Source organism: Variovorax sp. GW822-FHT04E09 (assembly GCF_058800845.1).
The window spans coordinates 191422-215773 of sequence record NZ_JBXAMR010000002.1; the positions used below are offsets into that span (position 1 = coordinate 191422).

The window sequence follows — 24352 nt, forward strand, 5'->3', positions numbered from 1 at the left end:
AGGAGCGCGCCTCAGGCGGGCTCGAATGACTGCTGGATGAAGCCCTGCTGGTGGCCGCGCTCCCAGGTGGCTTCCTCGCGCACGACCCAGCGCAGCGCATGAAGCTCGGTCAGCGCCTGCGCCCAGCTGTCCGAGAGCGTGTCCAGGATTTCGAGGCCCTGTTCGCGCGTGGCGCTGGTCGGGTCGCCGATCACGCCGCTGGGGCCGAAGTCGCGCGCGGTCCAGGCGCAGGCCGGGCGGCCGTCGGCCGACAGCAGCTTGATCGGGAAGGGCGGCGGAAAGTTGGCCGCCGCGCGTTCCATGTGCACGGTGTCGGGCGCCAGCGCGAGCATCAGCGCGGTTTCGGAATGGCCCGCGTGCATCGCGAGCTTCTTCTCCTGCTCGCTCACCTGCCGGCTCGCCGCGCTGGGCAGGCGCGACACGCCGTGCGGCACGATCACGAAGTCGCCGTGGCGCAGGCGCAGTTCGCGCGCCGCCATCTCCAGCACCTGCGGCTGGCCGCCGTGTCCGTTGGCGAACAGCAGCTTGCGAAAGCCCGAGCGATACACCGACTCGCCGATCTCGATCACGGTCGACAGCAGCGTGGTGCCCGTGAGCGTCACCGTGCCGGGAAAGTGCAGATGCTCTTCCGACTTGCCGTAGGTGATCGGCGGCAGGGCAAAGGCGCGCACCTCGGCCGGCAGTTTCTCCAGCGCCTTGCCCATCACGCCCGAGGCGATCACGCTGTCGACCGAGCACGGCAGGTGCGGGCCGTGCTGCTCGATCGCGCCGCACGGCAGCACGATGACGGTGTTCTCGCGGTCGGGCAGCGCGGCGATTTCGGTCCAGCTCAGGTAGGGCAGGAAACGGTGGGGCGGGATGTAGCCGTGGAGCATGGGGGTCCTTGCGTGTTCTTTATTCAGGGAAGAAAGGCGATGCATCGCCGTGCGTCACACGGCCGTCGCGCAGCACCACGCGGGTGGCGCTGCGCGAGGGCCAGCCGTGGCGGTCGGCCTGCGTGAACAGCACCAGGTCGGCTTTCGCGCCGACCAGCGTGGGCGTCGTCGTGGCGGGCGTGCGTTCCAGCCAGTCGCTGCGGCACAGCGCCTGCGACCAGGTGTCGAAGGGCTCGTCGAGCTGCGCGACCAGCGCGGCCGTGCCCAGCGCCTCGACGGGGTCGAAGCTGCCGAGGCGGCAGAACGGGTCCTGCACGTTGTCGCTGGCGAACAGCAATGGAATGCCGCGCGCATGCGCCTCCTTGACCAGCGTGATGCCGCGCTGGCGCGGCGTGCGCCCGGTGACGGCGTCCTGCAGCAGCAGGTTGGTGGCGGGCAGCGACACCACGGTGATCGGCGCGCGCGCCACGGCGTCCAGCGTGGCGAAGGCCTGCGCCTCAGGCTGGGCCGCCAGCGCGCAGAGGTGGCCGCAGACCACGCGGCCTTCGTAGCCGATCTCGCGCAGGAGGCGCGCGGTGGTCTGCAGGCCCACGGCCGAGGCGTCGAGTTCCTCGTCCACGTGCAGGTCGATGTCGAGCTCGCAGGCCTGCGCCGCCACCAGCAGGTTGCGCAGCGCGTTCTCGCTCCAGTTGGTGGAGTGCACGAAGCCGCCGAGCAATGCGTGCGGTCCGGTGGCCTTCACCTGCCGCGCCAGGCGCAGCGCCTGCGACGCGTCTTCGAACAGGGGCAGCTTGATGAGGGCGACCTGCTCCAGCCGCACCCGGCCGGCCCATTCCTGCGCCAGCTCGGCCATGACGGGCCAGGCCGTGGGCAGCGTGTCGGGCTCCCACCAGTCGACGTGCGTGCGCACATGGGCGGTGCCGCATGCCCAGGCCCATTGCAGGCCGCGCGATGCGCGCTCGCGCACGTCGGCGGGCGTCCAGTGCACGCGGTCGGCCAGCATCGCGTCGATCGCGCCGAGCAGGCCGGGCTGCACCTTTTGCATGCGCGCCAGCGTGAACGCCTTGTCCAGGTGCGTGTGCGCGTCGACGAAGGCGGGGAGGGCGAGCGTGCCGGCAAGGTCCCAGCCGGCGCCCGGCGTGATGTCCCTCGCGGGCTGCACCGACCAGACGCGGCCGGCCTCGATGGCGATGCGTGCGAGTTCCGGCGCCCCGTGGCGCTGCGGCCAGTCGGCGGGCAGCAGCCAGCGCGGCAGCCGTGCGTTGTCCAGCAGCGCGGGCGCGTTCATGCGAAACGCGCCTCCACCGGGCCTGCGGGGGCGCTGGTTTCCATCGATAGACAGCAGGCAACGCGGACGTGCATGAATTTGACCAATCAATCAGAGCAACTGGTCAGGTTATGCAAGCGACGTGCCAGTCCGGGTGCACCGGACTGGGGAGGCGGGCGTCAGCCCGCGGCTGATGCGACTACGTTGCCTGGCGCGGCCAGAGCCGCACCGCCAGCGCGGCGGCGGCCGTGGCGGTCGCCAGCACCGTCACGCCGGCCCAGCCCCAAGAAGCGAGCATCAGCGCGCCCAGCGCCGAGCCGGTCGCCATGCCGATGAACATGCTGGTGAACAGCACGGCGTTGAGCCGGCTGCGCGCACCGGGCTCGATGCCGTAGACGATCGTCTGGTGGGCGATGAGCGCCGCCTGCATGCCCAGGTCGAAGCCGATCGCGGCCAGTGCCAGCAGCCACAGCTGCGCATGCGGCGCCATCAGCGGTGCCAGCCCCATGGCTGCGAACGACACCAGCGCCAGCCCCGCGCCCAGGCGCGTCACCAGCTCCGGTCCGCGCCGGTCGGCCAGCCGCCCGGCCAGCGGCGCCGCCAGCGCGCCCGCCGCGCCGGCCAGGCCGAAGGCGCCTGCCGCCGCGCTGCCCAGGTGGAAGGGCGCGCCGTGCAGCATCACGGCCAGCGTCGACCAGAAGGCGCTGAATCCCACGGCCAGCAGCGCCTGGGCCAGCGCCGCGCGGCGCAGCGTGCCGTGGCGCGACCACAGCGTGCCCAGCGAGCCGAGCAGGGCGCCGTAGGCCAGGTGCGTCGTCGGCCGAAAGCGCGGCAGCCCGCGCCAGGCCGCGGCGCCGATGAGCGCGATGCTGGCCGCGGCCGCGATGAACATCGCGCGCCAGCCGAAGTGCTCGGCCACGAAGCCACTCACCACGCGCGACAGCAGGATGCCCAGCAGCAGCCCCGTCATCACCGTGCCGACCGTCTTGCCGCGCGTGGCGTCGGGCGCCAGCGTGGCGGCGGCGGGCACGAGGTCCTGCGCCATCGTGGCCGCCAGTCCGATCGCGAGGCTGGCCGCGAGCAGCACGCCGATCGACGGTGCCGCGCCGGCCACCAGCAGCGCGGCGCACAGCGCCCCTGCCTTGATCAGCACGATGCGGCGCCGGTCGAAGCGGTCGCCCAGCGGTGCCAGCAGCAGGATGCCCAGCGCATAGCCCAGCTGCGTGAGCGTGGGAATGAAGCCCACCGCGCGGGTGGAGGCGCCGATGTCGGCGCCCAGCACCCCGAGCATCGGCTGGGCGTAGTAGAGCGAGGCCACCGAAAGGCCCGCGCCGGCGGCCAGCAGCAGGATCAGCGAGGCCGGCAGGTCGTGCCCCTGCGCCGTGCCCGGTGCATGCGTAATTTGAATGGAAGACATGGTGTTAACCCTCGATTATCGAAGCAAGGGTTGGAATGTGCCCGTTGTGGTCTTGGCTTGGTAGTCCCGTGGATCGCACAATGCCCATACGCCAAACGCATGAACAAGGCCATGTCAACTTCACCTGCCGTCGACCGCATCGAGCTGATGCAGACCTTTCTTCACATCGTCGAGGCCGGCAGCCTGTCGGCCGCCGCGCTGCAGATGGGGGCCACCCAGCCCACCGTGAGCCGTCGCCTGCAGGCGCTGGAGCGCTCGCTGGGCGTGCGGCTGCTGCGCCGCTCCACGCACGCCATGAAGCTCACGGAAGACGGCGAGCGTTGCTACGAGCGCGCCAGGGAGCTGATCGCCGACTGGCACGCCTTCGAGGCCGACCTGCGCGGCGTGGGCGACGAGCCCGAGGGCACGCTGCGCGTGGTGGCGCCGCATGCGCTGGGCCAACTGCTGCTGGTCGGTCCGCTGGCCGAGTACCTGCGCGCCTATCCGCGCGTGTCCGTCGAATGGCTGCTGAACGACCGCCGGCCCGACTTCATCGCCGAAGGCGTCGACTGCGCGATCCAGGTCGGCGAAATGACCGACGCGATGGCCGTGGCGGTCAAGGTCTCGGAGGTTCCGCGCGTGGTGGTCGCCGCGCCTTCGCTGCTGGAGGGGCGTTCACCGCCCGCGCACGCGACGGAACTGGCCGAGCTGCCGTGGCTCGCGCTGCGCACCTTCTATCGCAACGAGGTGCTGCTCACGCACCGGCCGACCGGCGAGATCGCGCGGGTGCCGATCCGTCCGCGCATGAGCACCGACAGCCTCTATGCGCTGCAAAGCGCGGCGCGCATGGGCCTGGGCGCCTGCCTGGGCTCGGCCTGGCTGCTGAACGAAGACATCGCCGCCGGACGCTTGGTGCAGCTCGTGCCGCAATGGCATGTGGCGCCGCTGCCCGTCTACCTGACCTACCCGCACGCGCGCTTCCAGCCGGCGCGCCTGCGCCGCTTCATCGAGATGATGCGGCTTGCACTGGCCGACCCGACGGGCCAGGTCTGGGAGGCGCGCGTGGCCTGAGCGAGGCCGGCGCGCAGTTCAGGCCTTGATGCCGCAGCCGCCCAGGACGAATGCCACCAGTTCCCGCGCGATCGGTTCGCGGTCGATCGGCGCCTCGGGCGGCAGGCCGAGCATCACGCGCGTCTGGATCGCGTAGTCGGCGTAGCTCTGGGTCATGGCCCAGATGTGCATCAGCAGCAGGCGCGCATCGAGCGGGCGCATCTGCCCGCGCGCGATCCAGCCGTTGATGATGTCGACCTTCTTCTGCGTCCACGCCTGCGCGTTGGGCCAGTAGCGGTCGAGGTTGCGTCCGCCGTCGAGCACCTCGCGCGTGAAGATGCGCGAGATCTCCGGGTTGTCGAACGCGTGGTCGAGCTTCTTGCGGATGTAGTCGCCCAGCACCGTGGCCGGGTCGCTGGCGTCCTCGAACGAGAACACCACCTTCCAGGCATGCAGCACCTGCATCAGCAGCTCTTCGTAGAGCTCTTCCTTGCCGGCGATGTAGTAGTGCAGCTGGGGCTTGGTGAGGCCGGCGCGCGCGGCGATGGCCTGGGTGGAGGTGCCCTTCAGGCCGTGCAGGCTGAACTCGGTCACCGCCGCCGTGCGGATGGCCGCCATGATGCGTTCACGCCCCGGCCTTGCGCGCGACAGCGGGCCGTCGGGGGCGGGCATTTCTTGGGCGATGGCGGGAGGCACAGGGGCGGTGGCGACGGTCATGGGCGTGGGAGGCGCGGCGTGCGCCCGGCCGATGGTAATCCTTGGCCCGTGGCCCTTTCTTGCGATGAGTGCGCCTGCGCCTTTCTCGATGGGCGATGAAAGGTGACAGCGGTCGGCATCGAGGCGTTTCCCTGAGCTATTTTTTTCTTCCCCTTGCCTCTACCAGCGCCGAACCGCTGTCGAAACGTAGTGTGCGCAACGCAGGTGAAGTCAGAGTGAAGTCTGTGCAGGCCTTGCGTGAACGGATCAGAGGCCGTCCAGTTCGCCCTTGACGTGCGTGCGCGTGTCGCCGCCGACCCAGACCTGGCCGGCGTCGTCGCGGGTCAGGTGGATGCGGCCCTGCCGGCCCAGGCGTGTGCCCTGCGCGGCGACATAGTCGTCGTGTGCCACGCCGGTGGCGAAGAGCCACTGCGCGAGTGAGGCATTGAGGCTGCCCGTGACGGGGTCTTCGACGATGGCGCCCAGATGGTCGGTGAAGAAGGCGCGCACTTCGAAGGCTGCATCGCCGCCCTTCGCATGAGGGCCGACCACGCCGACGTCGATGCGCGTGGGCCAGCGGCGGGCCGGCTCCAGAGACAGCACCTTCTCGGCCGACGCCAGCCGGATTCCCAGCCAGCCGGGGCCGTTGTCGATCCAGGCGGCGTCCTGGATGTCGTTGGCTTCGATGCCCAACAGCCGCCGCGCGTCGTCGAGTTCGGCCGGGGTCGGCGCGCCTGAGCGGATCAGCGGTGGCGCGGCGAACGCAAGCCGTCCCTGGTCGCGCCGGATCTGGACCAGCCCCGCACCGCACTCCTGCGTGATCACCGTGGCTTGTTGTCTGGGCGCGGCCTGGCCTGACAGCCAGGCGTGGCAGCTGCCGAGCGTGGGGTGCCCGGCAAAAGGCATCTCCCGGTCCAGGGTGAAGATCCTCACGCGGTAGTCCGCCTCCGGATGCGTGGGTGCGAAGACAAACGCGGTTTCCGAGAGGTTGAACCAGCGCGTCAGCTGCTGCATGTCATGCGTGGCGAGGGCGTCGGCGCCGGTGACGACCGCCAGTGGGTTGCCCGAGAGCGGGCCGGCGCCGAAGACGTCGACCATGTGGACGGTGATGCTCATGCGTTCGGTCTTTCGCTGGGGTTCATTGAATTCAGTTCTGCGAGGCCAGCAGCTTGAGCCCCGCGGCCGCGAACACCGCCGAGAGCACGCCTTCGATCCAGCGTCGCAACCGCGCATACAGCGCAATCATCGAGGCGGTGGAAAAGACGATCGCGTAGCCGCCGAACACCATGATGCCGAGAAGTACGCAGCCGCCCACGATCGCCGGCAACCCGCCGGCGGGGGCGTCCTGGCGCACACCGAGCGAGATGATCGCGATCCACGACATGATGGCTTTCGGGTTGCCGATGTGCATGAGCACGCCCTGGCGGTAGAGGGTGCGGTAGCGCAATGCGCCGCGTTCCGCGCTGTTCTTCACCGCGTCGGCGCCAGGTCGCATGGCGGACCGGCCCGCGCGAAAAGCCAGGTACAGCAGGTAGAGGCCGCCAACGATCTTGAGCACGACGAGCGCCTGCGCATACGCGGTCAGGACCGCGGAAACGCCGGTCGCCGCCAGGATCGCCCAGAAGAGCGAGCCCGTGACCACGCCGGCCGCAAGTGCGAGCGCGGGGCGGCGGCCGTCACGCATCGCGGTGCCCATGATGGCCATGTTGCTCGGCCCCGGGCTGGCGGTGGCGATGAGGTACGTCCCGTAGACGAGTGCGATCTGGCTGACGGCCATGCGGGTGCTCCAAAACCAAGGGTGTCTTCAGCGGCCTTCAGCGCGATGGAGGCCGAGGAGTGAAAGTTACACTATTGGAATATTCAAAAAGTGTCACGTGACACTTTTATTTGCGAGGTCGCGCACGTGCTCCTTCGATCCTCCTGGACGCCCCGTCTGGCCAGCAACGGCACGAATGCCACCGAGCGGGTGGTGCTGGCCCTGGCCGACGACATCGTCGAGGGGCGGCTCGCAGGCGGCGATCGCCTGCCTGCCCATCGGGACCTGGCGAAGACGCTGCAGATCGGCCTGGGCACCGTGACGAAGGCCTATGCCATCCTGGAGCGCAGGGGCCTCACGCGCAGCGTCAAGGGCCGGGGCACCTTCGTGGCGATCCACCAGGCGCACGGCGACCGGCAGATCGATCTGTCGTCGAACGCGCCGCCGGCCGCGCTCGGTGCGCGCGTGCTGGCGCGAACGTTGACGGGCATCGCGCGCAAGATCGACGCGGATCACTTCAACCTGTACGCGCCACCCGGCGGGCACCTGGAACATCGCCGCGTTCTCGCCCGCTGGCTCGAGACGATCGGCCTGGCCGTCGATCCGTCGCAGCTGGTGCTGACCAGCAGCGCACGCCAGGCGCTGTCGCTGGCCTTCGAGCTGGTGTGCGGGCGGCAAGGCGTGCTGCTCACCGAACGGATCACCTATCCCGGCGCCCTCGCGCTGGCCCGGCGCAAGGGGTGTCGCATCCAGGGCGTCGAGATGGACGCGGAAGGGATGGTGCCGCAGGCGCTCGCACAGGCGCTCGACGGCGCGGCGCCCGCCGGTGGCACGGCGGTCTACCTCACCCCGACGCTGCACAACCCGACGACGGCCACGATGAGCGCGAAGCGACGGCGGGCCATCGTGGCGGTGTGCCGCCGCGCGGGCGCCTGGATCATCGAAGACGGCGTGTACGCGGCGGCCTCCGACGGCCTGCCCCAGCTGGCCACATTGGCGCCCGACATCGCGTTGCATGTGAACGGGCTCTCCAAGTCGCTCGGCCCGGGATTGCAGGTCGGCGTGCTGGCACTGCCGCCCGACCTGTGCGGCCCCGCGCAGGCGCTGCTGCAGGACGTGCCCATGGCGCCGTCGGCGTTCTCCTGCGCGGTGGTCGACGAATGGCTGGCCACCGGTGTGGTCGCCTCGGTCCAGCGCGATCTGCGCCACGAGGCCCGGCGGCGTTCCCGGCTGGCCGTCTCGCTGCTCGCTGCCGGCGAGCTGGTCTGGCATCCCGATGCCTACAACGTCTGGCTGCCGATGCGGCGCGATGCCGCCGAGGGTGTCGTGGCCGCGGCGGCGCAAGCCGGCGTGAAGCTCACCCCGCCGCAGACCCTGATGGTGAACCCGAAGGACAAGGCGAGCGGCCTGCGGATCTGCCTGGGCGGCCCCGGCTTCGACGAGCTGACCGGGGCCCTGGCCCTCCTGGCCACCTTGCTGAAGCGAAGCGCCTGACGCGGCGCGGACCTCAGACGACCGGTGCCGGGGCGCCGTCGGTGGGCACGCTGGCGTGCCGGTCGTCGGGCGGTGCGGTCACGATCGAATCGAGGGCCGGCTCGGCCTTGCGAAGGCGTGCGAGATCGGGCCGCGGCCGGCGCAGCCGCGGGTCGGGGGCGAAGGCCTGTTCCATCGCCTGCGCGGCCGACAGCAGCGCGAGGTCGCCGCGAAAGCGCCCCACCACCTGCAGGCCGAAGGGCATGCCGCGCTCATCGGTGCCGCACGGCAGGCTGATCGCAGGGTGGGTGGTCAGCGTCACCACGTAGGTCAGTGCGAGCCAGCGGTAGTAGTTCTCCTGCGGGCGGCCGTCGATCTGCAGCGCGTGCGACTGCGTCCAGGCAAAGGGCGAGACCGGCGTCGTGGGCGAGAGCACCAGGTCGTAGTTCTCGAACACCTTCTGGAAGCGCTGGAGGATGCGCGTCTGTTCCGTCTGCGCCCAGGCCGCGTCCGGCAGGCTCATGCGCGCGCCCATCTCGTAGTTGCTGCGCGGGTTCGGGCCCAGGCTCTCGGGGGCGCGTTCGTAGGCTTCGCGCATGCCGGCGACGAAGGCCTCCGCACGCAGCACGTCGAAGCAGCGGTGCACCTCGCCCAGGTCGAAGCGCACCTCGTCGCAGGCCGCAAAGAGCCCGCGCATGGCGGCCATGCGGTCGTGCATCGTCCGGCGGATCGACGGGTCGACATCGCACAGGCCGAAGTCGCTGGTCCAGGCCACGCGCAGGCGCGACAGGTCCAGCGGTGCGGGCCGCGCAAAGGCCGTCGCATCCAGCGGATAGCTCAAGGGGTCGCCCGGATGCGGGCCCGCCGTGGCCGCGAGCTGGAGGCAGGCGTCGGCCACATCGCGGCCCATCGGACCGACCACCGAGATCGGCGACCAGCCCAGGCTCTTGCGCACGCTGGGCACGATGCCCGGCGACGGCCGCAGGCCCACCACGCCGCACTTGGCGGCCGGGATGCGCAGCGACCCGCCGGTGTCGGAGCCGGTGCACACCGGCAGCATGTCCAGCGCCAGCGCCGCGGCCGAACCGCCCGAAGAACCGCCGGCGTTGAGGTTGGGGTCGAAGGGATTGCCCGTGGCCCCCCAGACCGGATTGCGGCTGTTGGCGCCGGCGCCCATCTCGGGCACGTTGGTCTTGCCCACCACGATCGCACCGGCGGCGCGCAGGCGGCGCACCAGCTCGATGTCGTTCGACGGCACATGGTTGCGCAGGGCGGGGGTTCCCATGGTGGACAGCAGGCCCGCCGTCGGCTCGAGGTCCTTCACGCCCAGTGGCAGGCCGTGCAGCAGGCCCAGCGGCTCGCCGCTCTTCACGGCCCGCTCCGCCGCGCGGGCCTCGGCGCGGGCGCGCTCGTAGCAGGTGGCGGTCACGGCGTTGACGAAGGGGTTGAGCTGTTCGATGCGCGCGATGCAGGCCTCGAGCAGTTCGACCGGCGAAAGGGCGCGGGTGCCGATCAGCCGTCGCAGCTCCACGGCGGAGAGTTCGACGAGTTCGGAGGAGGAAGAAGAGGAAGCTTGGGTCATGGCTTTCGGAATGTGCCGCACTCAGTCGGCCTGGATGTTGGCGCGCCGGGCGACGGCGCGCATGAGTGGCAGTTCGCGTTCGATCTGCGCGAGCGAGGCGGCGGCGCCGGCGAAGGCCGGCTCCGCGCCCTGGGCCTGCAGGGCCGCCTGGGCCTGGGGCGTGGCGACGATCTTGGCGAGCGTCTTCTCCAGCCGCTCGCGCACCGGCGCGGGAGTGCCCTTGGGCGCGACGACCATGATCCAGGTGTCGGCATCGACCTCGGGGTAGCCCGCCTCGGCGAAGGTCGGGACCTGCGGCAGCTGCGAGGAGCGCTGCCGGGTCGTCACGGCGATCGCCTTGACCTTGCCGCCCTTGAGCTGCGGAATGGCGGCGGTGACGGTGTCCACCGAGAACGGCACCTGGCCGCCGATCAGGTCCGTCATGGCCGGTGCGCTGCCTCGGTAGGGCACGTGCATGATCTTCGCGCCCACCGCCTGCAGGATGATCTCGCCGGTGAAGTGCGAAGACGTGCCCGTGCCGAAGGACGCGTACGAGTACTTGTCGGGCGCTGCGCGCACCGCGCTGGCGAACTCCTTGACGGTGCCGATGGGCACGTTCTTGTTGGCCAGCAGGATCAGCGGAATGCGCGCGACGATCGCGACCGGCTCGAAGCTGCCGAGGGCGTCGTAGGGCAGGTTCGGGCGGATGGCCGGGTTCATCGTGAGGGTCGAGCCCGAGCCGAGCAGCAGCGTGTAGCCGTCGGGCGATGCCTTGGCCACGAACGCGGCGCCGACCGCCGTGCCGGCACCGGGGCGGTTGTCGATGAGCACCGGCTGCCCCAGTTCCTCCGACAGGCGCTGGCCGACCAGGCGTCCCACCGTGTCCGCACTGCCGCCGGGCGGGTACGGCACCACCAGCGTGACGGGGCGCGTCGGGTAGGCCGACTGCGCCATCGCGGGCAGGGCCATGCCGAGGCAGGCGGCCAGGCCCGCGAGGACGGCACAGCACCAGCGCCGCTGCGGCGCTTGCGAACGGGGAGCGTTCATTGACAGGGTCCTTCCGTAGAGCGAAGAGAAGAGGGGGAGGGGAAATGCTGGGGCACGCCCTGCGGTGTAGCAAGCACAATGATTGGAAGGTTGCGTTGCTGCTGGCGCAACGCAGACCACACCGATGAAATCTCCCACTTCCAAGCCTCCCGCCCCCGTCCGCACCGGGACGCGGACCGAACGCCCGATCAACCAGCGCGTGCTCCAGGAGGAGTCGATGCGCTACTTCCTGGAGGTGGCGCGCGTCGGCTCGGTCACCGAGGCGGCCGTGCGGCTGAACGTGGCGCCGTCGGCCGTGAGCCGCCAGATCGGCCGCATCGAGCGCGAACTCGACACCCTCCTGTTCGAGCGCCGCGCCCGCGGCATGGCGCTCAACTCAGCCGGCGAGCTGCTGGCGGCGCATGCGCGCCGGGCCTGGCTCGACATCGAGCGCGTGACCGACGACATCCTCGCGCTGCGCGGCCTGCGCAAGGGCGAGGTGCGCGTGGCCGCGACCGAGGGCTTTGCCTACGAGTTCCTGCCGGCCCTGGTGGCGGCGTTCCAGGCGCGCTGTCCCGGCATCCGCTTCTCGCTCGACATGTGCGTGCAGCGCGAGGTGGCGCGCCGCGTGCGCGAAGGCCTGGTCGACCTCGGCGTGACGGTGAGCCTGGGCTCGGAGCATGGCCTGGACGTCGAGATCCGGCACCCCTCGCCCGTGTGCGCGGTCATGGCGCCTTCGCATCCGCTGGCCGAGCGGCGGCAGGTGTCGCTGGCGCAGGTGGTCCATTACCCGCTCGCGCTGCCGGCGCCCACGTCGACGCTGCGTCAGCTGCTCAACATCAGCTGCGCCCGCCAGCGCCTGCCGCTGGAGGCGGCATTGACCAGCGACCACCTCTACCCGCTGGTGCACTACGCGGCGCACGGCCAGGCCGTGACCTTCTGCGGCGAGCTCGCGCTGCGCCAGCAGCTCGAGAACGGCACGATCGTGGCGCGTGCCTTGCGCGACCGCGAGATGAACGAGCGGCATTTCGAGGTGCAGAGCATGGCCGGCCGGCGCCTGCCCGATGCGGCGCGCGCTTTCGTCGAGCACCTGCGCGAAGTGCTCAGCGCCTGATGCGAGGCGCGCCGCCGAAGCTCAGTCGGCCGTGATGTTGTTCGCCTTCACGACGGCGCCCCACATCTTGTACTGGTCGCGGGTCATCGCGCCGAGCTGCTCGGGCGAGCCGCCACCGGGCTCGTCCCCGCGATCGACGATGCTCTTGACCACGGTCGGCTCCTTCAGTGCCGCGTTCATGGCGCTGTTGGCCTTCTTCACGACCTCGGGACTCAACCCGGGCGGTCCGTACAGGCCGATGAAGGAGATGATGCTGAAGTCCTTGATGCCGCTTTCCGCGGCTGTGGGCACGTTCGGCAGCATCGGCGAACGCTTGTCGCTGGTCACCAGCAAGGGCCGCAGCTGACCCGACTTCACGAACGGTGCGACGACGGAGGTGGCGTCGAACATGGCGTCGAGGCGGCCGGCCATCAGGTCGACCATCGCCGGGCTGCTGCCCTTGTAGGGCACATGGTTCATCGCCGGGTTGCCCAGGCGCTCGCGCAGCAGTTCCATGGTGACGTGGATCAGCGAGCCTGCGCCCCCCGTTCCGTAGTCGATGCCCTTGCCGCTCTTGGCACGCGACTTCACCTCTTCGGCGAACTGCGCGTAGGTCTTGATCGGCGACGTGGCGGGCACCACCAGCACCAGCGGCGACTGCAGCATGATGCCGATGGGGGTCATCTTTTGCGGATCGACGATGCCGAGCTTGGTGTACACGTGCGGCATGATCGTCATCGAGCCGTTGCCCACCAGCAGCTTGTGGCCGTCCGGCGGCGCCTTCATCAGTTCGACGGACGCGATGTTGCCGTTCACGCCGGCCTTGTTGTCGATGACCACGGGCTGGCCGAGCGCGCCCTGCATGCCGTTCGTCAGCACGCGGCCGGCGAAGTCGGTCTGCCCGCCGGGCGGAAAGCCGATCAGCAGCGTGATCGATTTGCTGGGCCAGGCCGTCTGCGCCCACGCGGGGCTTGCCCCGAAGGCGCCCAGGCCGAGTGCCGCGGCACCCAGGCAAAGAAGCAGGCGCCGCGGCGCTGCACGAAGGGGCTGGGTGGCTTGGATCATGAAGTCCTCCGATGGGTCGTCTGTGGCAAATCGCAGCGCGCCCGCCCGTGGATCGACGCACGGGCCGGGGCGCTGCCCTGCGGGCTCAGTTCACGGCGAAGCAGTACATCAGGCCGGCACTGCCGCTTTGCTTGAGCTGATCGACGCTGCAGCCCCGCGTGCCGTGCGACGCGTTCCACGAGGCGTTGGCGACCGGGTCGGGGTTGGTGCCCTTCTTGTCGTGGTGGCCGACGATGGCCGAGCCGTCGACGCTGCGCGTCCAGTTGCCGCAGGTGGTGTCCTTGCCGGCGGCGGCCGGCGCGAGCGTGCCGTCGGGGCGCGAGCCGGTGAGGATGTCGTGCCGGTTGACCGGGTCGCCGAAGCCCGAGACCACCTCGCCCTTTTCGGTCAGCGACGTGTCCTTGCCGAGCTTGGCGTTCGCGCTGTGCAGGTCGGCCACGCTGGTGGCCACGACCACGCCCTTGGCATTGCGCCACGGCCCGGTGCCGATGCGGTCGCGCGCGTTGACGGCCGGCTGGCCGCCCGCTTCGGCGGCGCTCAGGTAGGCGCGCCAGGTCTTGCCCCCCGCACCGGCGCTCGCGGCCAGCGCCTGGCACTGGCGGTCCGCGCCGGCCAGGCCGCCGAGGTCGCCGCCCTTGCCGGGATTGGCACTCGTGATGAAGAAGCTCATCGGGTTGGCGTCCTTGCCCGAAGACATGGCGCCGCATGCAGCGAGGAGCGCGACCGCCGAGGCCGCGGCACCCCATGACAGAACGGAACGATGGCGCATGCGAGGTCTCCTTGGAGTGGTTGGAGTTGGCGAGGCTACCCGCTTCGCACACGCAGCGTTCCCCTCGACAACCCGCACACACGCTGGCCGTGGGCGAGGTGGTCGAGGGGGCGCGTGCTCAGGGCGTCAGCACCGCGGAGCCCGCGATCGCATTCGCCTCGGCCGCGCAGTCGGCCGCGGGCGGGGTGCTGTCCGGGCGGCTGCGTGCCTGCGCGATCTCATTCTTCGCCGCGCTCATCTGCGCCGTGAACACCGGGTTGGCATGCAGCCGGCCCACGGTGGCCGCGCCGATCAGGCGTCCCGCCTCGATGTCGCTGCGCCAGTGCACGCCGCAGATGCCGCGGCTTTGCGCGAAGGCGCGGCCCCGCTGCAGCAGCGCGTCCGCGCGCTCCGGCGCAAGCTCCGTCAGCACCAGGGCCCAGGCCCAGCCCAGCGCCGAGTGCCCGGAGGGGTAGGAGCCGTCCTTGGCCAGGTGCGCTTCTTCCTTCGGCGTGCAGCTCGCGGCCTTCAGTGCCACGAAGGGCCGCGTGCGGTGGTACTTCTCCTTGGCCTTGTAGGTGGCGCCGCCGGCATCGGCCAGCGTGCGCCGCAGCAGCATGTTCAGGTGCGGCGTCTGCTGCTCGGAGATGCGCACGCCCAGCGCACAGGAGAAGGTGGAGGCCGCCTCTGGAAAGCGCAGGTTGGCATCGCGCACCGCGAGCGCGCCGCGCGGCGAACCCTGCAGCGCGGTGAGGCTGCGGAACGCGGCGACGTCGGCCGCCAGCGCGGCCGAGTTGGCCTCGGGCGGCGGCGGCAGCAGCGCCAGGCTGTCGGGCATCTCGGCCGAGGCCAGGTAGCCCTTGAGATAGCCCGAGCCCGGGCGTGTTTCGCCGACGTCGGCGGCCGAGGTGGTCGGCGCGGGCGGCGTGGCGCAGCCGCCCGCGAGCAGGGCCGCCACGAGCAGCGGCGACAGGTGTTTCAAAGCCATGGGTACCTCCTTTCGCATGCGCTCAGAACGCGTGGCGGATGCCGAAGTCGTAGCCCATCGACGAGCGCGGTGCCCAGCCCGCGGCCTGCGCGGTGCCGCCCGTGAGGTAGGCGGCCGAGCCGCCGGTGATGGCGCCCATCACGCCGGGGTTGTTCCAGCCGTCCTTGATGCGGATGCGCGACACCGAGGCATACAGCGCGGTGCGCTTGGACAGGTTGTGCACGTAGCCCAGCGAGATCTGGTTGGCGGTGGTGTCGCGGTTGCCGTTCAGGCCCCACAGCAGGCTGTTCAGGTCGGTGGCAGCGGGCGCGCCGTTCTTGTACTTCACCGAGGCGTACGACGCGCGGATGAGGCCCGGGCCCACGGGCACGGTCACGCCCAGCATGTAGCCGTTGTACTTGTCCTTGCGCGTCGTGGTGTTCATGAACGGAACCGTCAGGCCCGGCAGGTTCTGCAGCGTGCCCGTCTCGTTCTTGTCCTGCACGCGCGAGACCTCGGCGAACAGCTTGGCGGGGCCGAAGTTGTACGACGCGCCCAGGTTCAGCGCGTTGATCTTGCGCTCCTGCGTGGCGGTCGCGATGCCCAGCGCGTTGAGCGTGGTGCTGTCGGCGGCCGTGCTCTGGCCGTAGGCGATGGCCATGTCGAGCGGCCCGCTGGCATAGCCCAGGCGGCCGCCCACGTAGCGGCCCTTGGCCGATGGCGTGCCGGGCTGGTCGCTGCGCTGGGTGTTCTCGTGCAGCGTGTACTGCAGCTGGCCGTAGACACCGCCCAGGTTCGGCGGCAGGAAGTAGCCGATCGAGTTGCCGGTGCGGATGTAGTTGTCGGTCGACGCCACCACGGAGCCGGGGCCGGCGATGGCGGCGATGCGGCTGTTGATGTTGGCGATGAGGTTGGTGCCCACGCCGTTGGTGCCGAAGGGATCGAAGACGGTGTCGTTCCAGAAGGTCGCGGCGTAGTCGCGGCCCAGGCGCAGTTCGCCGAACGGGCCCGACAGGCTCATCGTCGAGCGGCGGTTGAAGTTGGTGATGCCCTTGGCGCCGTCGTCGTTGGTGATGCCCGACTCCAGCCAGAAGCTCGCCGCCAGGCCGCCACCGAGGTCTTCCGTGCCGCGAAAGCCGACGCGGCTGCCCGCATAGCCCGAGTTCGACAGCGCGGTCTGGCTCGTCTTCGCACTGCCGCCCGCGGCGTTCGCCGGCGGCAGCGCGAAGGGGTTGGGGCTGTGGTACGTGCTCTTGGACGTGTAGCGGCTGATGCCGACGTCGACGATGCCGAACACCGTGACGGACGATTGCGCCGACGCGGTACCGGCGGCGGTGAGGAGAGCCAATGCGGCCAGGGAGTGATGTTTCATGGCAGGTCTTGCTTTGCTTGCTTCTTCAGGGATGAACGAGTCCGCTGGTGCGCATCGCTGCGTTCCAGGGCTCGGGTGTTCCGAAGGGCGGATGCCCTTCGGGGACTTCGGGAAAAAGGGGGGCGGCCTCTAGCCGCGCGCGCAGGGCGTGTGGCCGCGCATCACGGCATTCGCATCGCGTCGCGCGAGCCGCGCATGCTGCGCAGGGGTCTCGTCGTTCGCGCATCGCGTCGCATGCGCGACGCGAGAAGCCGGATCAACGAACGCGCCGTGGTGCTGCGAAACAGCGTCAGGCGTGCAGGCAGGGAACGTGCATGTCTCACTTAGGGAGTTCCTCGTTGTTCTTTGATTGGCCGGTCCTATGATAGGAATCGCTGCTCTTCGAATCCGTCAACCAGGCAACAGTTTTTGCTGAGTCATCCCATGGAATACCCGCAACCCGTATCGCAGAGCACAAGGGAAGAGATCGAGCACGGGCTGAGCACGTGCGCGGTGTTTCTCGATTGGCCGAAAGACCGGCTGCGCGAGTTGGCGAACGCCGCGCGCGCCAGGCACTACCGGCGCCGCACGCCGCTCGTGAGCCGCGGCAACCACCAGCGGGAGGTGTTCGTGATCGTGTCGGGCTCGATCGAGATCGCGGCCACCAACGCGGCCGGCGACAAGTACATCCTCTCGGTGCTCGGGGCCGGCCAGATCACGCGCATGGTGCATCTCATCGACGACATGCAGCCCATCTTCGCCTTCGATGCGCGCGCCGATTCGCACATCATCCACATCCCCGGTGCGGCCATGCGGCGCATCCTCGATGCGGAGCCGGTGCTGTGGCGCAGCATCGCGCAGACCATGCTGCGGCGCTATCGCCTCAGCGCCGAGATCCTGCAGGACCAGGTGCTGGGCTCGGTGCGCCGGCGCACGGCGATCACGCTGCTCAACATGGTGTATCGCTACGGGGACGCGAGCGGCGCGCCGTGCGACACCGAGCTGCGCGTGTCGCAGACCGACCTGGCGAACATGCTCGGCGTGTCGCGCCAGACCGTCGGCAAGGAACTGGCGCAGTTCAAGGACGAGGGCGTGCTCGGCTGCAACGAGGGCTACCGCCTGGTCACCGTGGTCGACCTGCCCCGGCTGCACCGCATCGCCGCGGAAGACTGAGCTGAAGCCTCAGCACGGCGCGCAGCTCAGGCGGTAGGCGTGCGGGCTGGTGCCGGTCCAGCGCACGAAGGCATGCCGGAAGTTGGCCGCCTCGCTGTAGCCCAGGCGCTCCGCGATCTCCTCGGTGGTCATGCGGGTCTTGCGCAGGTACTCGATGGCCAGCCGCAGGCGCACCTCGTTGAGGATCGACCGGTACGTGGTGCCGTGCGTGGCGAGCCGCCGCCGCAGCGTGCGCGGCTCCAGCGCGAGCGTGCGGGCCATCGACTCGATGCTCGGAAAACGCCACGGCATCTGCTCCACCAGCGTGCGGCGCACCGCCGCGGCGATGCCGCCGGCATGCGCGAGTCCGGCCACGAATTGCTGGCAGCTCTCGCTGGCCATGGCGTGCGTGAGCGGATCGTGCAGGCGCGGCGCGCGCGTGCACCAGGCCTCGTCGAACTGCAGCGCGTTGTCAGGCTGGCCGAACTGCACGGGGCACTGGAACCACGCCTCCCAGACGCCCGCGCCGTGCTCGGGCGCGGGGCAGGCCAGGCGCAGGCCCGTGAAGCCGAAGCCATCGCCGTACAGGTCGCGCGCCAGCGTCAGGTGGGCCGCGAAGGTGAAGGCCAGCGCAAAGCGGTAGAGCGGGTCGCGCGGGTCGGGCGACACCAGCACCTCGAAGCTGCAGGTGCCGGGCGCGCGCGTGGGGTCGTGGTGCATGTCGGCCAGCGGCCCGATGGCGCGGCGGTAGGTGATGGCGAACTCGATCAACGCGCTGAAGGTGGGACTGCTCTGTAGCGCATAGCCCCACATGCCGTAGGCCGTGAGGTGCATGCGCGCGCCGGCGCGCAACGCCACCGTGGGGTTGCGTGCCAGCGCGAGCGCATTGCGCAGCACGGTGACCGTTTGCGCATACGACACGCGCGTGCCGGGCGTGCGCAGCGCGGCCTCGTCGAGCTCGCTGCCGGCCAGGGCCTGTGCGGCGGGGATGCCGTCCGAGGCCAGCGTGGCGACGACCGCGGCGATGCGCTGCGGGGTGTACACCCGGAGTTCGAAATCGGGAGGCGGGTGGTGCACGGTTCTCGAGAAGCGGAGCAATCAGTCCAGCGTGACGCCTGTGGCCCGCGTGAGCTTCAGCGACACGGGCAGGAACGCCTTGTAGGCCGCCGAGGCTTCGGCCGGCGTGTTGCCGATGGGCTCGGCGCCCATGTCCTCGATGCGGCGCTGCACCTCGGGCTGCTTCACCACCGCGGCGACTTCGCGGCTGAGCTTCTCGACGATGGCGTCGGGCGTCTTGGCCGGCACCAGCAGCGAGGTCGGCGCCATGAGCATGAACATGTCGTCCTTGTAGCCCTGCTCGGCGAAGGTCGGCACCGTGGGGGCGGCCTTGGCGCGCTGCGCGCCCGGCACGGCGATGGCGCGCAGCTTGCCGGCCGCGACGTAGGGCTGGAAGGTGCTGATGGAACCCACGGTCATCTGGATCACGCCGCTGAGCAGGTCGACCGCCATCGGGCTTTCGCCCTTGTAGGCCGCGTGCAGCGTCTGGGTGCCGTAGGTCTTGTCCATGAAGACCTGCATCTGGTGCGGCTGCACGCCGGGGCCCCAGGAGCCCATCGCGTACTTGCCGGGCGCCTTGCGCACGGCCTCGACGAGGCCCTTGAAATCCTGCGCCGGCACCGAGGGGTGCACGACCATGATCGTGCGCGTGCTCGCGATGTCCGACACGTGGCGCAGGTCGGTGCGCGGGTCGTAGGGCAGCTTCTTGTACAGCGCCAGGTTCGCCGCGATCGGGCCCGGCACCGACAGCAGCACCGTGTAGCCGTCGGGCGCGCTCTTGGCCACGTAGTCGGTGCCGATGATGCCGCCGGCGCCGCTGCGGTTTTCCACCAGCACGGGCTGCTTCAGCCGCTTGGCGAGCCCGTCGCCCACCAGCCGCGCCAGCGCGTCGGCCGAGCCGCCGGCTTGGTACTGGACGATGATGCGGATCGGCTTGCTCGGGTAGTCGGCCTGCGCCAGGGCGGCGCCGGCCGCCAGGTGGAGCCCGACGATGCACAGGCCGGGCGCGCGCAGCGCGCGGAAGCGGGAACGGTTCATGAAGTGAGTGCCTTTCGGGTGGGAGACGATGCGGTCGGTGCGGTCAGGGCAGGCGCTTCAGCGCAGGCGGTGCCCAGCGCCCGTCGAGCACCGGCGCCTGCGGCACGTACAGGCGCAGGTTCATGCTGAAGGGGCCGGCGGGCGCGGGCAGCCAGTTCGGGGCCTTGGCCGGGCCCGGCGACGCATGCTGGATGTACAGGTCCAGCGAACCGTCGGCGTTGAAGGCGAGCGCGTCGCGGTCGCCGATGGCGTAGCGGTTCAGCGCGTTGTCGACGAAGAACTGGTCGGGGCCGTACAGCGTCAGCGACCAGAACGCATCGGCCGGCGGCAGCTCGTGCGCGTCGAAGTGCAGCACGTAGCGCGCAGTGCCCGACAGCGGCTGGCCTTCGCTGTCGCAGACTGAGCGCGGGTACATCGCCTCTTCGCGCGGCAGCGCGCCCAGGCCGGCGTAGGCGACGAAGGCGCGCGCCAGGTAGTCGTTGCCGTAGACGCCCACGTTGCTGCCGAGGCTCCAGCCGTTGCGCACCATGCGCATCGCCGGCGCGCGCTCGAGCATGCGCCGGTAGGCATCGGGCGCGGCACGCGTCAGGGCGCGCTGCACGGCCTCGGGTGCTTCGGCCAGTGCGAAGCCGCGGCCGGGGACGAGGCCGATGCGCTCCATGCGCAGCAGCAGCGCACCGTCGGTGGCATGCGGCGGGTTGCGCTGGAGCAGTTCGGCGAAGAGCGCGAAGAAGTCGCCGGCGCCGAGCGTGGCCACCTGCTCGACGGGTGGGCGCATGTCCATCGCTGCATCGACGTGGCCGGCGGGCGGGTCATGGGGCTGGCCCCAAGCGGACAGCGGCACGGCCTCGAAGCCGGCCTGCAGCGTGTGCACGTGGGCGTAGTCGGCCGCGCCGTTGGTCTGGATGCGCCCCACGATCCAGCCCACGTCCGTGGGGCTCACGATGGCGCGCACGCCCTCGGGCAGCGTGCCTTTCCAGCGTGGGCCGACGAGCGCGAAGTGGCCGCCGCCGTTGCCGTTGGTGCGCGTGCCCAGCGTGGCGAACACGTCGGTCCACAGGTCGTAGAACGGAATGACGTGGTAGCGATCGCCCATGTCCGGCAGCGTCAGCACCAGCGGCTCGTCGCCGACGTCGTACCAGATGTTGGAGTACAGCGTGTCGGCGTTGGGACGCACCACGTCCTTGAAGCCGGCGTCGGGGTAGGTGGGCACGTGCACGAAGCGGTTCATCGGCCCGCGCACGCGCGCGCCGTCGGGCTGCGCGACGTTGGTGGCGACGCGGCGCGTCAGCTCCATCACCACCATCGGATAGGCATAGGTGTAGGCCTCGATGCCGATGGCGTAGGCGTCTGCTTCGGTGATCAACGTGCTCACGACTGGACCTCCGCATAGCGCAGCCAGACGTCGTGGATGCGCCCGTCGAAGCCGAACGGCGCACGGTCGAAGTACTCGGCCGCCACCGGCGAGCCCAGGTCGCAGCCGACGTCGAAGGTCTCGCAGGCCGAGAAGATGGCCGTCACCGTGACGCCGATGTCGCACGTCGCCACCTGCACGCCGTCGACGCGCAGCACGGCACGCGCGGGCCGCTGGGGCGCCGTGCCGTCGCTCATCGTGAACTCGACGTCGATCGCATGGCGTCCGGCGGCGATGCGCGCGGGCGAGCGCGCCTTGAAGCGGTACATGCCGAGCATGTTGTATTCGTAGGCCAGGTGGCCGTCGTCCAGGTACAGGCAGATGCCGCCGTTGAAGCCACCCAGCGCGAACAGCACGCCGCTCGCGCGCTCGCCCAGCGTGGCATCGACGGTGGCCGTGTGGCTGCGCGTCTTGATGTTGGGCGCGCAGTTCTCCGGAATGCGCGTGATGTCGCCGCTGAAGTGCCACGAGGTATGCCGGGGCGCGATGCGGTGCTGCGGCTTGAGCGTCAGGTGGTAGATCGCGCCCAGCGGATAGACGTGGTTGATGCCTGCCTGCACGGCAAACATCTCCTTCATCTGCGCCAGCTTGGCCGGCTGCGCCTGCGCCAGGTCGTGCGCCTGCGCGTAGTCCTTCGCGACGTGGTACAGCTCCCAGACGTCGTTGTCAGGGTCCCAGGTGGCCAGCCCGGGTGCAGCGCCCGCGACCCAGGGAATGCGCGGGCCGAACACGCCCGCGGTCCAGCCGTCGTGGTGCACCATGCGGCTGCCCGCGACCTCGAAGTACTGCACGCCCTTGCGGCCCTCGGCCTGCGGATGGGCGAAGGTGTAGGCCATCGAGATGCCGTCCAGCGAATCCTGCCGCACGCCGTTGAGCTCCACCGGCGGCGTGATGCCCAAGATGTCGTAGAGCGTGGGCGCGATGTCGTTGACGTGGTGGAACTGCGAGCGCGGCGTGGTGTCGGGCCGGATGCCGCGCGGCCACGACACGACCAGCGGCGTGCGCGTGCCGCCGAAGTGCGCGGCGATCAGCTTGGTGCTCTGGAATGGCGTGGAGCCGGCCCAGGCCCAGCCGGCGTGGTACATGTTGTCGGTCTTGCGGCCACCCAGTGCGTCGAGGCCGCCCAGGCCTTCCAGCAGTTCGAGGTGCTGCGAGATCTTGGTGGAGATGCGGTTCTGCGCCAGCAGCTCGACCACGGTGCCGTTCTGTCCTTCGGCGCTGCCGCCGTTGTCGCTGAACACGAAGAACACCAGCGTGTTGTCGCGCAGCCCGAGCTGCTCCAGCTCGTCGACGACCTTGCCGATCTGTGCATCGGTGTGCTCCAGGAAGCCGGCGTAGACCTCCATCAGCCGGCGCTGGAACGGGCGCTCGGCCTCGGGAATGCTGTCCCAGCTGGCGAGCGTCTCGGGCCGGGGCGTGAGCTCGGCGGTCTCGGGGATCCAGCCCATCTCTTTCTGGCGCGCGAAGGCGCGTTCGCGGTAGGCGTCCCAGCCGTCGTCGAACTTGCCCTTGTACTTGTCGGTCCATTCCTTGAAGACGTGGTGCGGGCCATGCACCGCACCGGGCGCCCAGTACATCAGGAAGGGCTTGTCGGGCGTGATGGCGCGGTGGCGGCGCAGCCAGCCGCAGGCCTTGTCGGCCATGTCCTCGCTCAGGTGGTAGCCCTCGTCGCGCGGCGGCTCGATGAGCGTGGTGTTCTCGACCAGGCGCGGCTCGTACTGCGAGCTCTCGCCGCCCAGGAACCCGTAGAAGTGATTGAAGCCGTGGCCGGTGGGCCAGCGGTCGAAGGGGCCCATCTGCGTGGTCAGGTTGGCCGGCGTGTTGTGCCACTTGCCGAACGCGGCCGTGTTGTAGCCCCAGGCCCCGAGCACCTCGGCCAGGGTGCCGGCGCTCTTGGGAATGACGCCCACGTAGCCGTCCCAGTCGGTGGCGTATTCGGAGATGTGGCCGTAGCCCACGCGGTGCGCGTTGCGCCCCGTCAGCAGCGACGCACGCGTGGGCGAGCACACGCCGCAGTTGTGGAAGGCGTTGTAGGTGATGCCGCTGCCGGCCAGCCGCGTCAGCGTGGGCGTGTGGATCTCGCCGCCGAAGGTGTCGGGGTGCGCGAAGCCGGCGTCGTCGAGCATCACGATCAGCACGTTCGGTGCGTCGTCGCGCAGGTGCGGCACCGCCTTGCGCCGCTCGTGCGTGGACTCCGACAGCTTGCGCCCCGCGATGCTGGCACTGGGCGGCGCATCGAAAGGCAGGTGGCTGCCCTGGCCGGGCAGGGTGTTGAAGCCGCCGAGCGTGGCGGACGGGTTGGATTTTTCTTGTGTCATGGGGATGTTCTCCGGGACGCACGGGGGCAGGGCCCCGGCGTCGTGGTGGATGGAGCGTCAGTCCAGCGTGACGCCGATGGACTTGACCAGGGCGCTCCAGTCCTGCAGGTCCTGGCGCAGGACTTCCTTGAACTGCTCCGGCGTGGGGCGCGGCAGGTCGGTGAAGTTGAGTTCGCGCAGGCGCTGGATCACGGCCGGGTCCTGCAGGGCGCGGTAGATCTCTTCGTTCAGGCGCTTGACGATGGCGGGCGGCGTCTTGGCCGGCACGAAGAAGCCGTACCAGGTGTAGTTCTTGAACGGGAACCCGGCCTGCGTCATCGTGGGCACGTCGGGCAGCATCGGCAGGCGGTCGGGGCCGCTGTAGGCCAGGGCCTTGACCCGGCCGGCCTTCACCACCTCGATGGTGGAGGAGATGTCGGCGAAGCCGGCGTCCACCTGGCCGCCCATGAGGTCCTGCACGCAGGGGCTGCTGCCCTTGTAGGGCACGTGCAGCAGCGAGATGCCGGCCTGCTTCTTCAGGCTTTCCATCGTGAGGTGGCCGCCCGAGCCGTTGCCCCACGAGCAGTAGTTCAGCTTGTCGGGGTGGGCCTTGGCGTGGGCGACGAAGTCCTTGAGCGTGTTCGGCGGCAGGTCCTTGCGCACCAGCAGCAGGTTGCCGCCACGGCCCACCTGCGCGACGGGCGCGAAGTCCTTGAGCGGCTCGTAGGGCAGCTTCTTGTAGAGCGCCGGGTTGATCACCATCGTGGCGGCGTAGGTGAACAGCACGCGCGTGCCGTCGGCCGGCCCCTTGGCGACGAAGTCGACGCCCAGGATGCCGTTGGCGCCGGCGCGGTTGTCGACGATCACGCTCTGCTTGAAGGCCTTGCCCAGCACGTCGGCGAACAGCCGCGCGATGAGGTCGGTGCCGCCGGCGGGCGGCGTGGGCACGACGATGGTCACCGTCTTGCCCGGGTACCCGGCGCCGTCCTGCGCCGTGGCCGTGCCGGCGAGGGCGAGAAGGGCCAATGCGGTGAGTGCCGGCCGCAGCAATGTCCTGTTCACGGGAATGTC

Annotated in this window: 21 protein-coding genes; 4 read left to right on the top strand and 17 right to left on the bottom strand. The window is 70.3% G+C overall.

Annotated features, from left to right (window positions below; all coding sequences use genetic code 11):
* Positions 1-11: 11 nt before the first annotated feature.
* From AC1RL8_RS08325 to AC1RL8_RS08335, 3 genes are all read right to left on the bottom strand, one after another.
* On the bottom strand, positions 12-875 hold the full coding sequence (locus tag AC1RL8_RS08325) for a creatininase family protein (protein ID WP_492685013.1): 864 nt from the start codon (positions 873-875) through the stop codon (positions 12-14).
* 19 nt (positions 876-894) lie between these two features.
* Positions 895-2163 (bottom strand): amidohydrolase family protein, encoded by a 1269-nt coding sequence (locus tag AC1RL8_RS08330; RefSeq protein WP_492685014.1) that lies wholly within the window; start codon positions 2161-2163, stop codon positions 895-897.
* 178 nt (positions 2164-2341) lie between these two features.
* A complete protein-coding gene (locus AC1RL8_RS08335; RefSeq protein WP_492685015.1) occupies positions 2342-3559 on the bottom strand; it encodes an MFS transporter in 1218 nt (405 codons plus the stop codon).
* A 111-nt stretch (positions 3560-3670) separates the two neighbouring features.
* On the opposite strand from AC1RL8_RS08335, the gene AC1RL8_RS08340 reads away from it, so the two are divergent.
* Positions 3671-4609 (top strand): LysR family transcriptional regulator, encoded by a 939-nt coding sequence (locus AC1RL8_RS08340; RefSeq protein WP_492685016.1) that lies wholly within the window; start codon positions 3671-3673, stop codon positions 4607-4609.
* An 18-nt stretch (positions 4610-4627) separates the two neighbouring features.
* Here the strand turns inward: AC1RL8_RS08340 and AC1RL8_RS08345 are convergent, their stop codons facing one another.
* The 3 genes from AC1RL8_RS08345 to AC1RL8_RS08355 all read right to left on the bottom strand — a co-directional run bounded on the left by AC1RL8_RS08345 (position 4628) and on the right by AC1RL8_RS08355 (position 7061).
* Positions 4628-5260: a TetR family transcriptional regulator C-terminal domain-containing protein gene (locus AC1RL8_RS08345; RefSeq protein WP_062470962.1), complete on the bottom strand. Its 633-nt coding sequence runs from the start codon at positions 5258-5260 to the stop codon at positions 4628-4630.
* Between the two features lie 291 nt (positions 5261-5551).
* On the bottom strand, positions 5552-6400 hold the full coding sequence (locus AC1RL8_RS08350; protein WP_492685017.1) for a PhzF family phenazine biosynthesis protein: 849 nt from the start codon (positions 6398-6400) through the stop codon (positions 5552-5554).
* Between the two features lie 31 nt (positions 6401-6431).
* A complete protein-coding gene (locus AC1RL8_RS08355) occupies positions 6432-7061 on the bottom strand; it encodes a LysE family translocator (RefSeq protein WP_492685018.1) in 630 nt (209 codons plus the stop codon).
* A 126-nt stretch (positions 7062-7187) separates the two neighbouring features.
* On the opposite strand from AC1RL8_RS08355, the gene AC1RL8_RS08360 reads away from it, so the two are divergent.
* Positions 7188-8534, top strand: a complete 1347-nt coding sequence (locus AC1RL8_RS08360; RefSeq protein ID WP_492685019.1) for an aminotransferase-like domain-containing protein — start codon at positions 7188-7190, stop codon at positions 8532-8534.
* 13 nt (positions 8535-8547) lie between these two features.
* Here the strand turns inward: AC1RL8_RS08360 and AC1RL8_RS08365 are convergent, their stop codons facing one another.
* Together AC1RL8_RS08365 and AC1RL8_RS08370 are read right to left on the bottom strand one after the other, a co-directional pair.
* Entirely contained in the window at positions 8548-10095 is a 1548-nt protein-coding gene (locus AC1RL8_RS08365) for an amidase (protein ID WP_492685020.1), read from the bottom strand.
* A 21-nt stretch (positions 10096-10116) separates the two neighbouring features.
* Positions 10117-11121, bottom strand: a complete 1005-nt coding sequence (locus AC1RL8_RS08370; RefSeq protein WP_492685021.1) for a Bug family tripartite tricarboxylate transporter substrate binding protein — start codon at positions 11119-11121, stop codon at positions 10117-10119.
* Positions 11122-11308: 187 nt separating this feature from the next.
* Between AC1RL8_RS08370 and AC1RL8_RS08375 the strand changes: the two genes are divergently transcribed.
* Complete coding sequence (locus AC1RL8_RS08375; RefSeq protein WP_062470965.1) at positions 11309-12214, top strand: LysR family transcriptional regulator; 906 nt, start codon at positions 11309-11311, stop codon at positions 12212-12214.
* Positions 12215-12235: 21 nt separating this feature from the next.
* On the opposite strand, the gene AC1RL8_RS08380 is transcribed toward AC1RL8_RS08375, so the two are convergent.
* From AC1RL8_RS08380 to AC1RL8_RS08395, 4 genes are all read right to left on the bottom strand, one after another.
* Positions 12236-13258 (bottom strand): Bug family tripartite tricarboxylate transporter substrate binding protein, encoded by a 1023-nt coding sequence (locus tag AC1RL8_RS08380; RefSeq protein ID WP_070059833.1) that lies wholly within the window; start codon positions 13256-13258, stop codon positions 12236-12238.
* Between the two features lie 85 nt (positions 13259-13343).
* Positions 13344-14027 (bottom strand): hypothetical protein, encoded by a 684-nt coding sequence (locus AC1RL8_RS08385; protein ID WP_492685022.1) that lies wholly within the window; start codon positions 14025-14027, stop codon positions 13344-13346.
* Positions 14028-14145: 118 nt separating this feature from the next.
* On the bottom strand, positions 14146-14994 hold the full coding sequence (locus AC1RL8_RS08390; protein ID WP_492685023.1) for an acid phosphatase: 849 nt from the start codon (positions 14992-14994) through the stop codon (positions 14146-14148).
* Between the two features lie 22 nt (positions 14995-15016).
* The gene (locus tag AC1RL8_RS08395) at positions 15017-16345 is read right to left on the bottom strand and encodes a porin (RefSeq protein ID WP_492685024.1); all 1329 of its coding nucleotides are present in this window, start codon (positions 16343-16345) and stop codon (positions 15017-15019) included.
* A 423-nt stretch (positions 16346-16768) separates the two neighbouring features.
* Here AC1RL8_RS08395 and AC1RL8_RS08400 point away from each other — a divergent pair, with 423 nt between their 5' ends.
* Entirely contained in the window at positions 16769-17497 is a 729-nt protein-coding gene (locus AC1RL8_RS08400) for a Crp/Fnr family transcriptional regulator (protein ID WP_390345474.1), read from the top strand.
* 9 nt (positions 17498-17506) lie between these two features.
* On the opposite strand, the gene AC1RL8_RS08405 is transcribed toward AC1RL8_RS08400, so the two are convergent.
* From AC1RL8_RS08405 to AC1RL8_RS08425, 5 genes are read right to left on the bottom strand one after another with little or no spacing between them, the layout of a single operon-like run.
* Positions 17507-18553 carry an AraC family transcriptional regulator gene (locus AC1RL8_RS08405; RefSeq protein ID WP_492685025.1) on the bottom strand — a complete coding sequence of 349 codons (1047 nt, stop codon included), beginning with the start codon at positions 18551-18553 and terminating at the stop codon, positions 17507-17509.
* Between the two features lie 21 nt (positions 18554-18574).
* On the bottom strand, positions 18575-19570 hold the full coding sequence (locus AC1RL8_RS08410) for a Bug family tripartite tricarboxylate transporter substrate binding protein (RefSeq protein WP_354347809.1): 996 nt from the start codon (positions 19568-19570) through the stop codon (positions 18575-18577).
* A gap of 43 nt (positions 19571-19613) precedes the next feature.
* Positions 19614-20945, bottom strand: coding sequence for a DUF1254 domain-containing protein (locus AC1RL8_RS08415; protein WP_492685026.1), 1332 nt, complete (start codon positions 20943-20945; stop codon positions 19614-19616).
* Positions 20942-23302 carry an arylsulfatase gene (locus tag AC1RL8_RS08420; RefSeq protein ID WP_492685027.1) on the bottom strand — a complete coding sequence of 787 codons (2361 nt, stop codon included), beginning with the start codon at positions 23300-23302 and terminating at the stop codon, positions 20942-20944. The genes AC1RL8_RS08415 and AC1RL8_RS08420 overlap by 4 nt, the downstream gene beginning before the upstream one ends.
* A 57-nt stretch (positions 23303-23359) precedes the next feature.
* Positions 23360-24343, bottom strand: coding sequence for a Bug family tripartite tricarboxylate transporter substrate binding protein (locus AC1RL8_RS08425; RefSeq protein WP_492685028.1), 984 nt, complete (start codon positions 24341-24343; stop codon positions 23360-23362).
* Between the last annotated feature and the right edge of the window lie 9 nt (positions 24344-24352).

Excerpts from the sequence above, each read along its gene's own strand:
- AC1RL8_RS08325 (WP_492685013.1), bottom strand. The coding sequence starts at position 875 with ATGCTCCACGGCTACATCCCGCCCCACCGTTTCCTGCCCTACCTGAGC.
- AC1RL8_RS08330 (WP_492685014.1), bottom strand. The coding sequence starts at position 2,163 with ATGAACGCGCCCGCGCTGCTGGACAACGCACGGCTGCCGCGCTGGCTG.
- AC1RL8_RS08335 (WP_492685015.1), bottom strand. The coding sequence starts at position 3,559 with ATGTCTTCCATTCAAATTACGCATGCACCGGGCACGGCGCAGGGGCAC.
- AC1RL8_RS08340 (WP_492685016.1), top strand. The coding sequence starts at position 3,671 with ATGTCAACTTCACCTGCCGTCGACCGCATCGAGCTGATGCAGACCTTT.
- AC1RL8_RS08345 (WP_062470962.1), bottom strand. The coding sequence starts at position 5,260 with ATGCCCGCCCCCGACGGCCCGCTGTCGCGCGCAAGGCCGGGGCGTGAA.
- AC1RL8_RS08350 (WP_492685017.1), bottom strand. The coding sequence starts at position 6,400 with ATGAGCATCACCGTCCACATGGTCGACGTCTTCGGCGCCGGCCCGCTC.
- AC1RL8_RS08355 (WP_492685018.1), bottom strand. The coding sequence starts at position 7,061 with ATGGCCGTCAGCCAGATCGCACTCGTCTACGGGACGTACCTCATCGCC.
- AC1RL8_RS08365 (WP_492685020.1), bottom strand. The coding sequence starts at position 10,095 with ATGACCCAAGCTTCCTCTTCTTCCTCCTCCGAACTCGTCGAACTCTCC.
- AC1RL8_RS08370 (WP_492685021.1), bottom strand. The coding sequence starts at position 11,121 with ATGAACGCTCCCCGTTCGCAAGCGCCGCAGCGGCGCTGGTGCTGTGCC.
- AC1RL8_RS08380 (WP_070059833.1), bottom strand. The coding sequence starts at position 13,258 with ATGATCCAAGCCACCCAGCCCCTTCGTGCAGCGCCGCGGCGCCTGCTT.
- AC1RL8_RS08385 (WP_492685022.1), bottom strand. The coding sequence starts at position 14,027 with ATGCGCCATCGTTCCGTTCTGTCATGGGGTGCCGCGGCCTCGGCGGTC.
- AC1RL8_RS08390 (WP_492685023.1), bottom strand. The coding sequence starts at position 14,994 with ATGGCTTTGAAACACCTGTCGCCGCTGCTCGTGGCGGCCCTGCTCGCG.
- AC1RL8_RS08395 (WP_492685024.1), bottom strand. The coding sequence starts at position 16,345 with ATGAAACATCACTCCCTGGCCGCATTGGCTCTCCTCACCGCCGCCGGT.
- AC1RL8_RS08400 (WP_390345474.1), top strand. The coding sequence starts at position 16,769 with ATGGAATACCCGCAACCCGTATCGCAGAGCACAAGGGAAGAGATCGAG.
- AC1RL8_RS08410 (WP_354347809.1), bottom strand. The coding sequence starts at position 19,570 with ATGAACCGTTCCCGCTTCCGCGCGCTGCGCGCGCCCGGCCTGTGCATC.
- AC1RL8_RS08420 (WP_492685027.1), bottom strand. The coding sequence starts at position 23,302 with ATGACACAAGAAAAATCCAACCCGTCCGCCACGCTCGGCGGCTTCAAC.